The following is an 8682-nucleotide window of genomic DNA, read 5'->3' on the forward strand; positions in this document are numbered from 1 at the left end:
GAATGTCGTCTGATGCTGTACACCGGTTATCACTATCAAGCTGGCCCAAGTGCGGTGCGTTACCCGCGCGGCACCGGCACTGGCGCAACGCTGGAACCGCTGGCGAGTTTGCCGCTGGGCAAAGGTATCGTAAAGCGTCGCGGCGAAAAGCTGGCGATCCTTAACTTCGGTACCTTACTGCCAGAAGCCGCTGCCGCGGCGGAAGCGCTGAATGCCACGCTGGTGGATATGCGTTTTGTGAAGCCGCTTGATGAAGCACTGATTGCCGAGCTGGCAGCCAGCCACGATTCGCTGGTTACGCTGGAAGAAGGCGCCATTAAAGGCGGTGCCGGTAGCGGCGTCAACGAGTACGTGATGGCAAAACGCCTGCGCGTGCCAGTGCTCAACCTCGGTCTGCCGGATGAGTTCATCCCACAAGGTACGCAGGAAGAAGTGCGTCAGGATTATCAGTTGGATGCCGCCGGTATTCAGCAGCAAATCGCTGACTGGCTCGCCCAGTAATCTGCCCGACTCGCTCACCGCCCGGTGAGCGAGCCTGCTGCTATGCTTAGGGAACGATTTTCCTCAAGCATAAGAGCAGGAGCCCAAATACATGAAAACCATTCCCTTAGGCCAGACCGATTTACAGGTTTCGCGTCTCTGTTTAGGCTGCATGACTTACGGCGATCCAACACGCGGTAATCATGCGTGGACGCTACCCGAAGAGAGCAGCCGACCGCTGATCAAGCAGGCGCTGGAAGCCGGCATCAACTTCTTCGATACCGCCAACAGCTATTCCGACGGTAGCAGCGAAGAGATCGTGGGCCGCGCGCTGAAAGATTTTGCCCGCCGCGATCAGGTTGTGGTCGCCACCAAGGTCTATTTCCCTCTGAGCAATCTGTCACAAGGCTTATCGCGCAACAATATCTTGCAATCGATTGATGACAGCCTGACGCGTCTTGGCATGGAGTACGTCGATCTGCTGCAAATCCATCGCTGGGATTACGACACGCCGATTGAAGAGACGCTGGAAGCGCTGCACGAAGTGGTGAAATCCGGCAAGGCACGTTACATCGGCGCATCATCGATGCACGCATCGCAATTTGCTCAGGCGCTGGATCTGCAGAAGCAGAACAACTGGGCGCGCTTTGTCAGCATGCAGGATCAGTACAACCTGATTCAGCGTGAAGAGGAGAATGACATGCATCCGTTGTGTCAGCGCGAAGGGATCGCGGTGCTGCCGTGGAGCCCGCTGGCGCGCGGCAAACTCACGCGTCCCTGGGGCGAAACCACCGCGCGCTCGGTATCGGATAACGTGATGGAGAAGCTGTATACCGGCACCGAAGAGAACGATGCGGCGATTGCCGAGCGTCTGGCTAATGTTGCCGCCGATAAAGGCGTGACGCGTGCGCAGGTGGCGCTGGCGTGGCTATTACATAAACCGGCGGTCACCGCGCCGATTATTGGTGCCTCGCGCAAGCAGCAGTTCGCCGAGCTGGTGAAAGCGGTGGATGTGGAGTTGAGTGAGAATGAGATTGCCGAGCTGGAGACGGTGTATCAACCGCATCCGATGGTGGGCTTTGAGTGATTCAGGAACCAGGTCGCCATTAATGGCGACCTGTTGTAGGGTGGCCATTCATGGCCACCTCATTCACTTCACACCGAAATGATCAAACCCTTTCACATCCACGCTGCGCGGCTTGCCGTTTTCCAGCAAACTCAGCCCTTCCGATTCCGGTGCAATCTGACCAATGCAGGTATAAGGCACACCAAAATGGCCCAACGCCACATCGAGCGCGCCACGGTTCACTTCCGGCACGGTAAAGCACAACTCGTAATCTTCGCCGCCGCTCAACGCCCATTTCAACACCAGTTCAGGCTCGAAGTGATCGCGCAATGCTGCTGAAAGCGGTAACGCATCGAGATTGATGCGAGCGCCAACGCGGCTGGCGGTCAGCACATGGCCGAGATCGGAAATCAGGCCATCAGAGATATCGATCGCCGAGGTCGCCAATCCACGCAGCGCCTGGCCTTGCAGCACGCGCGGCATCGGACGCAGATGGCGTTTGATCAACGCTTCGTGCACCGCCGGATCGTTCAGGCGATGGCGATGCTGCAGCAGCGACAAACCGGCTGCGCTGTCACCCAAGGTGCCGGTGACAAAAATCCAGTCGCCGGGCTTGGCACCCGAACGTTTCAGCGCCCTTCCCACCGGCACTAAACCGTGAATGCCGAGCGTCATGCTCAGCGGTCCGCGCGTGGTATCGCCGCCAATCAGCTGCATATCGTAATAATCCAGCAGCTCAAACAGGCTATCACTAAAGGCCGCTACCCACTCTTCATCGATTTCAGGCAGCGTTAATGCCAGCGTCAGCCAGGCAGGATCGGCGCCCATGGCGGCTAAATCGCTGAGGTTAACGGCGACGGCTTTGTAGCCGAGATCGGCGGGATGGATATCACGTAAGAAGTGGACGCCAGCAACCAGCGTGTCGGTGCTGATGGCAAGTGTCTGTTTTTCTGGCACGTTGAGTAACGCGCAGTCGTCACCAATTCCTTTCTCCACATCGCGGCGGGAGCTGGTGACGCGGTTAAAGTAACGTGCGATCAGTTCGAATTCACCACAAGACATAAGTCAGGTCTCAATGAGAAAAAGGCCGGAAAACCGGCCTTTAAGACTATTTTTTATTCGGTCGAATTTGCGGGGCAGCTTTGTCGAGGACACCGTTGACGAATTTGTGGCTGTCTTCAGCACCAAACACTTTTGCCAACTCGATGCCTTCGTTGATGGCCACTTTATACGGCACATCAGAACGCTTGCTCAGCTCATACAGCGAAATACGCAGGATGGCTTTTTCTACCTGGCCCAGCTCTTCCAGCTGACGCGACAGGTAAGGCTTCATCAGACCGTCCAGGTACGCGCTGTTAGTCGCCACACCGGCCAGCAATTCGCGGAAATAGCTAATATCGACGTCTTTGACGTCTTGTTCCGCCAGAAACTGGTATTCCACATCGGCAATGTCGTTCTTGGACAGCTGCCAGGAGTAAAGCGCCTGGACAGCGCACTCACGGGCGCGACGACGAGCAGCAGGTTTCACAAAATTCCCCTTACAAAAATCAGGCTTTGATGGCTTTCAATACGTTGATCATTTCGAGTGCAGTCAGGGCCGCTTCGGCACCTTTATTACCTGCTTTCGTGCCGGCGCGTTCAATCGCCTGCTCGATATTTTCAGTGGTCAACACGCCGAAGGTCACCGGGATTTCGCTGGTCATCGCGACGTGCGCAATGCCCGAGCTGGCTTCACCGGCAACATATTCGAAATGTGCGGTGCCGCCACGGATGACAGTGCCCAACGCAACAATGGCGTCGTGCTTACCGGTTTTCGCCAGCGCGCGTGCTGCCAGCGGCAGTTCGTATGCACCCGGAACCCAGACAACGGTGATGTTATCTGCTTTCACCTGGCCGATGCGCTTAAGTGCGTCAATCGCGCCGTCCAGCAGGCTGTCATTAATGAAGTTGTTAAAACGCGCAATTACGATGGCAATGTTTGCATCAGGCGTGGCAACAGGAGCTTCGATAACTTTCATACATATCCTTTGGGTTGTTTTATGGCCCCGCAGAAGGGGGCGGATTCTATCATACTCTTTGGCGACGCGCTCAGGCTTTTCCGCGCACTTTCAACGCGGTGTCAGCGTCAGGCGCAGGTCCTCGCCAACCAGGCGCACATCGCTAAAACTCAGGGCCGGCGCATCGGCCAGCTGTTCAAGTCCCGGCAGCGTAAACAGGCCGCGAGCAGCATTGCCTAATAGCTTCGGCGCCATGTAAACGATCAGCTCATCCACCAAGCCCGCTTGCAGCAGCGCGCCCGCTAAACCGGCACCGGCTTCTACCCACACGCTGTTGATCTGCCGCTGGCCGAGCAACATCATCATCGCCACCAGATCAAGCTGTTCGCCACGCTGCGGCACGGCGATCTGGGCCACGCTGGCGGGCCACGCTTGTTGATCGGGTTCGCTGCGCATCAGCCAGGTTTCGCCCGGCTGGTCAATCAAGCGATGTTGCGGCGTGACGCGCTGTTGGCTATCAATCACCACACGCACCGGCTGGCGCAGCTGGCTTTCGTCGAGCTGCGCACGCACTTCTTCGTTTAATTCACTCCAGCGCACCGTTAACGATGGGTTATCCGCTAACACGGTGGCGCTGGTGCTAAGAATAGCTGAACTCTGCGCACGTAAACGTTGCACATCGCGCCTTGCGGCTGCGGAGGTGATCCATTGACTTTCGCCACTCGCCATCGCGGTGCGCCCATCAAGGGATGCGCCGAGTTTTAGCTGGATCCACGGGAATCCGGTGCGCATGCGTTTCAGAAAACCCCGGTTCAGCGCTTCCGCTTCGTTCATCATTAGGCCATGACTGACGTCGATGCCCGCCTGCTGTAAACGATAGAGTCCACGTCCCGCCACTTGCGGATTGGGATCCTGCATCGCAGCGACCACGCGCGTCACGCCAGCGGCAATCAGCGCATCGCAGCACGGCGGCGTGCGTCCATGGTGGCTACAAGGTTCCAGCGTGACATACGCGGTTGCGCCAGCAGCTCGTTCGCCCGCCATACGCAGCGCATGCACTTCGGCATGCGGTTCGCCGGCGCGCTGATGCCAGCCTTCGCCGACAATCTCGCCTTCGCGCACAATCACGCAGCCGACGTTGGGATTAGGTGTGGTGGTAAAGCGTCCGCGGCGCGCCAGTTCCAGCGCGCGCGCCATGTAGCGTTCGTCAGTCATGGATTAATCCTGTAGGCGGGCGATCTCTTCACCAAAATCGCGGATATCTTCGAAGCTGCGATAGACCGAGGCAAAGCGAATGTAGGCGACTTTATCGAGCTTTTTCAGCTCATCCATCACCAGATTGCCGATCAATGCGCTAGGCACTTCGCGTTCGCCGGTGGCACGCAGCTGAGTTTTAATATGATTGACCGCACTCTCAACCGCATCGGCGCTCACCGGGCGTTTTTCCAGCGCCTTGATCATGCCGCTACTGAGCTTGTCTTCATTGAAGGGTTCACGCACATCATTGCTTTTCACCACGCGCGGCATCACCAGCTCCGCTACTTCAAAGGTGGTAAAACGCTCATGACACACCAGACACTGACGACGGCGACGCACCGACGATCCTTCACTAACCAGACGAGAATCAATCACTTTGGTGTCCACAGCGGAGCAGAATGGGCAATGCATGAGGCTTCCTGATGCGAGATAAATAGGCCACACAGTGTAGCGCGATCGCGGCACAAAATGTATGTGTGTGGCACATAATGTGTGAATCGCGATTTGTGACATTAAGCCAAATGCAAGACATCTCCCTCATGTTCCCTCGTCAAAAAACCACTACGCTTAGAGAGCCGCCAGCAAGGCGGCTAACATCATAAAAATCTGGAGGATGTATGGGTCTGTTTGATTTCGTGAAAGATGCTGGAGAAAAACTGTGGGATGCCGTGAGTGGCGGCGGCGACGATGCCAGCAAGAAACTACAGGATCACATCAACAAACTCGGTTTGCCCGACAGCGATAAGGTCAAGGTAGATGTGAAAGGCGATACCGTTACCGTGACCGGTGATGGCATTTCTCAGGAGTTGAAAGAGAAGATTCTGGTGGCAGCCGGTAACGTCGCGGGGATCACCAAGGTCGATGACAAGGTCACCACCAGCGATGCCGCTACGCCCGCGAAGTTCTACACCGTTAAAAAAGGCGATACCTTGAGTGCGGTATCAAAAGAGGTCTACGGAAATCCTAATCAATACAACAAGATTTTCGAGGCGAACAAGCCAATGCTGACGCATCCTGATAAGATCTACCCTGGCCAGGTTTTACGAATTCCCGAATAAAGAAAGGACATTGCATGACGATCAGGACGTTTTGGGCTCCGGCAGCACTCTCTTTGCTGGTTCTCAGTGGTTGCAGTTCAACGCCGGTTTCACCGCAGGTCAAAGAGTTGCATCAGGAAGTGAGTCAGCTTAATCAGCAGATGCGCAAGCTGACCAATCAGGCAACGGCGCTGGAGATTCAGGGACAGCTGAACAGCCAATCCACCCAAGGCGCGTGGCTGTTGCCGCAAGCTAATACGCCGGTGGAACTGCAGACGCAGCTGGGTAAACTGCGCTTGTCACTCTCGCAGGTGGCGGGTGAAGCCAGCGGCAGCCGCGCCAACCTGAATATCCGCTCGACCGATGACCAGCCGATTCCGGCACTGCGCGCTACCGTGGTTTGGGGCGAAATGGATCCGGCCAGCGGCAAACCGCTTAACGCGGGCAGCCTGAGCCAGACCATCGACGTTCCAGCCGAGTTAATGCCACGCAGTTCGGTTAGCGTGCCGCTGCGACTCAGCGGCTTAACCCCGGATCAACTCGGCTACGTGCGCGTGCATGATGTGGAAGGCACAGCGGTAAACAAAACCGCGCCTTAAATACGCACGATGTAGGGTCGCCATTTATGGTGACCTCTGTGCACGATGTCCTGATCGACAGGCATAAAAAAAGGGCTGCCATTCGCAGCCCTTTCTATTTTCACGCAGAATTACGGCAGAATCGAAGGCTGATCTGCGCCCTCTTTTTCCACTTTCTGCACCAGCATATGTTCACGCTTCATGCCCAGTTTCAGCGCCAGCGCTGAAGAGACATAAATTGATGAAATAGTACCGATGGTGACACCGATCAGCATGGTCAGTGAGAAGCCTTTCAGCAACGCACCACCAAACACGAACAGGATCATGATCATCGCCAGCGTAGTGATGGAGGTGATCAAGGTACGGCTCAGCGTCTGGGTCAGCGATACGTTGGTGATGTCGTAAGAAGAACCGCGACGGATTTTGCGGAAGTTTTCACGAATACGGTCAGATACCACGATCTTATCGTTAAGTGAGTAACCAATCACCGACATCAGCGAGGCGACAATCGTCAGATCAATTTCAACCCGTGACAGCGCCAGAATTCCGCAGGTGATGATCACATCGTGCGCCAGCGCCAGTACGGTGCCGAGCGCCAAACGCCACTCAAAGCGGAAGCCGATGTAGATCAAAATCGCAATCAACGCCGACAACAGCGCCATCGCACCGGCCTGCGCCAGATCGCTACCTACGCTTGGGCCAACGAACTCGACACGCTTCACGGTGGCATTCTGCTGCGTGGTCTGGCTAATGGATGCCAGCACTTTGTTGCCCAGTTCGGTGCCAGCATTGCCGGTAGCCGGAGGCATACGCACCATCACATCGCGGCTGCTGCCAAAGTTTTGTACCAGCGGCTCTTCAAAGCCCGCTTTGACCAAACCTTCACGCAGCGCGTCGAGATCCGCTGGTTTTTCCAGGTTAATCTCAATCACCGTTCCGCCGGTAAAGTCGAGGCCCCAGTTGAAGCCTTTGACAGCGACGATGGCGATAGACGCCACAATCAGTAGACCGGAGATGATGAAAGCCAGCTTATCCCAGCGCATAAAGTCGACGACTTTACGCCCGTGGTTTAGCTGCTCAATACTATATTCCTGTGCCACAACGCACTCCTCAGATAGACAGCTTGTTGATGCGTTTGCCGCCGTACACCAGGTTAACGATGGCACGGGTGCCGACGATAGCGGTAAACATTGAGGTTGCGATACCGATAGCGGTAGTAATCGCAAAGCCTTTGATTGAACCGGTACCGACCGCATAAAGAATGATGACTTTAATCAGCGTAGTGACGTTGGCGTCGACGATACTGGAGAAGGCGCCTTTATAGCCTTCATGAATCGCCTGCTGTACCGAGCGTCCGTTACGCAACTCTTCTTTAATACGTTCGTTAATCAACACGTTAGCATCGACCGCAACCGCCAGCGTCAACACGATACCGGCAATACCTGGCATGGTGAGCGTTGCGCCCGGCAGCAGTGACATGATGCCGACAATCAGCACCAGGTTACACAGCAGTGCGCTGGTCGCGATAAGACCAAACTTCTTGTAGAACACCACCATAAACAGGATGGAGGCGATCAAACCCCACAGGCAGGCTTCGAGGCCTTGTGTGATGTTCTGCTGACCCATGGTTGGGCCGATAGTACGCTCTTCTACAATCTGGATTGGTGCAATCAACGCACCCGCGCGCAGCAGCAGCGACAGCTGGCGTGCTTCGTTTGGATTGTTGATGCCGGTGATACGGAAGCTGTTACCGAGGCGCGACTGAATGTTCGCCACGTTGATTACTTCTTCCTGTTTCACCAGAATCGAACGGCCGTTGGCATCTTTCTTACCGCTGTCTTTGTACTCCACAAACAGGGTCGCCATCGGCTTGCCGATATTGTCCTTGGTGAAGTTCGACATCATGTTGCCGCCCGCGCCATCAAGTGAAATGTTCACCTGCGGCTGGTTGTACTCATCCATGCTCGACGTGGAATCGGTGATGTGATCACCGGTCAGAATCACACGCTTGTACAGCACCACTGGCTGCCCTTCGCGGGTTTTCTTCACTTCCGAATCGCCTGGCACACGGCCGCTGGCCGCTGCGGTTGGATCAACGCTGGTGTTAACCAGACGGAATTCCAGCGTGGCGGTTGCGCCCAGAATCTCTTTAGCGCGCGCGGTGTCCTGAATACCTGGCAGTTCGACCACGATGCGATCAGAACCCTGACGTTGCACCAGCGGTTCGGCAACGCCGAGCTGGTTCACACGGTTACGCAGAATGGTGA

Annotated in this window: 11 protein-coding genes; 4 read left to right on the plus strand and 7 right to left on the minus strand. The window is 55.9% G+C overall.

Annotation, left to right across the window (positions count from 1 at the left end):
- Together RTY00_RS13900 and RTY00_RS13905 are read left to right on the plus strand one after the other, a co-directional pair.
- Window positions 1–501, plus strand: a 501-nt coding sequence (locus tag RTY00_RS13900) for a transketolase C-terminal domain-containing protein (RefSeq protein ID WP_312664851.1), incomplete at its 5' end; no start/stop codon positions are given.
- A 91-nt stretch (window positions 502–592) separates the two neighbouring features.
- Entirely contained in the window at window positions 593–1567 is a 975-nt protein-coding gene (locus RTY00_RS13905) for an aldo/keto reductase (RefSeq protein ID WP_312664852.1), read from the plus strand.
- Window positions 1568–1630: 63 nt separating this feature from the next.
- On the opposite strand, the gene thiL is transcribed toward RTY00_RS13905, so the two are convergent.
- From thiL to nrdR, 5 genes are all read right to left on the minus strand, one after another.
- Window positions 1631–2608, minus strand: a complete 978-nt coding sequence (thiL, locus tag RTY00_RS13910; RefSeq protein ID WP_061717466.1) for a thiamine-phosphate kinase — start codon at window positions 2606–2608, stop codon at window positions 1631–1633.
- Window positions 2609–2654: 46 nt separating this feature from the next.
- Window positions 2655–3074, minus strand: a complete 420-nt coding sequence (nusB, locus tag RTY00_RS13915) for a transcription antitermination factor NusB (protein WP_007887007.1) — start codon at window positions 3072–3074, stop codon at window positions 2655–2657.
- Window positions 3075–3093: 19 nt separating this feature from the next.
- Window positions 3094–3564 carry a 6,7-dimethyl-8-ribityllumazine synthase gene (ribE, locus tag RTY00_RS13920; RefSeq protein WP_008103973.1) on the minus strand — a complete coding sequence of 157 codons (471 nt, stop codon included), beginning with the start codon at window positions 3562–3564 and terminating at the stop codon, window positions 3094–3096.
- A 90-nt stretch (window positions 3565–3654) separates the two neighbouring features.
- Window positions 3655–4758, minus strand: coding sequence for a bifunctional diaminohydroxyphosphoribosylaminopyrimidine deaminase/5-amino-6-(5-phosphoribosylamino)uracil reductase RibD (gene ribD / locus RTY00_RS13925; protein ID WP_312664853.1), 1104 nt, complete (start codon window positions 4756–4758; stop codon window positions 3655–3657).
- 3 nt (window positions 4759–4761) lie between these two features.
- Entirely contained in the window at window positions 4762–5211 is a 450-nt protein-coding gene (gene nrdR / locus RTY00_RS13930; protein WP_008103978.1) for a transcriptional regulator NrdR, read from the minus strand.
- Between the two features lie 206 nt (window positions 5212–5417).
- Between nrdR and lysM the strand changes: the two genes are divergently transcribed.
- Both lysM and RTY00_RS13940 read left to right on the plus strand, forming a co-directional pair.
- Window positions 5418–5858, plus strand: a complete 441-nt coding sequence (gene lysM / locus RTY00_RS13935; protein WP_008103980.1) for a peptidoglycan-binding protein LysM — start codon at window positions 5418–5420, stop codon at window positions 5856–5858.
- A gap of 14 nt (window positions 5859–5872) precedes the next feature.
- Complete coding sequence (locus RTY00_RS13940; protein WP_008103983.1) at window positions 5873–6436, plus strand: DUF3251 domain-containing protein; 564 nt, start codon at window positions 5873–5875, stop codon at window positions 6434–6436.
- Window positions 6437–6546: 110 nt separating this feature from the next.
- Here RTY00_RS13940 and secF read toward each other — a convergent pair whose 3' ends face one another.
- Window positions 6547–7515 carry a protein translocase subunit SecF gene (gene secF / locus RTY00_RS13945; protein ID WP_256695780.1) on the minus strand — a complete coding sequence of 323 codons (969 nt, stop codon included), beginning with the start codon at window positions 7513–7515 and terminating at the stop codon, window positions 6547–6549.
- A 10-nt stretch (window positions 7516–7525) separates the two neighbouring features.
- On the minus strand, window positions 7526–8682 hold a 1157-nt coding region (gene secD / locus RTY00_RS13950), incomplete at its 5' end, for a protein translocase subunit SecD (protein ID WP_312664854.1).

Origin of the sequence: Pantoea sp. CTOTU49201, from assembly GCF_032054795.1 — a bacterium.
Classification (GTDB): domain Bacteria; phylum Pseudomonadota; class Gammaproteobacteria; order Enterobacterales; family Enterobacteriaceae; genus Pantoea; species Pantoea symbiotica.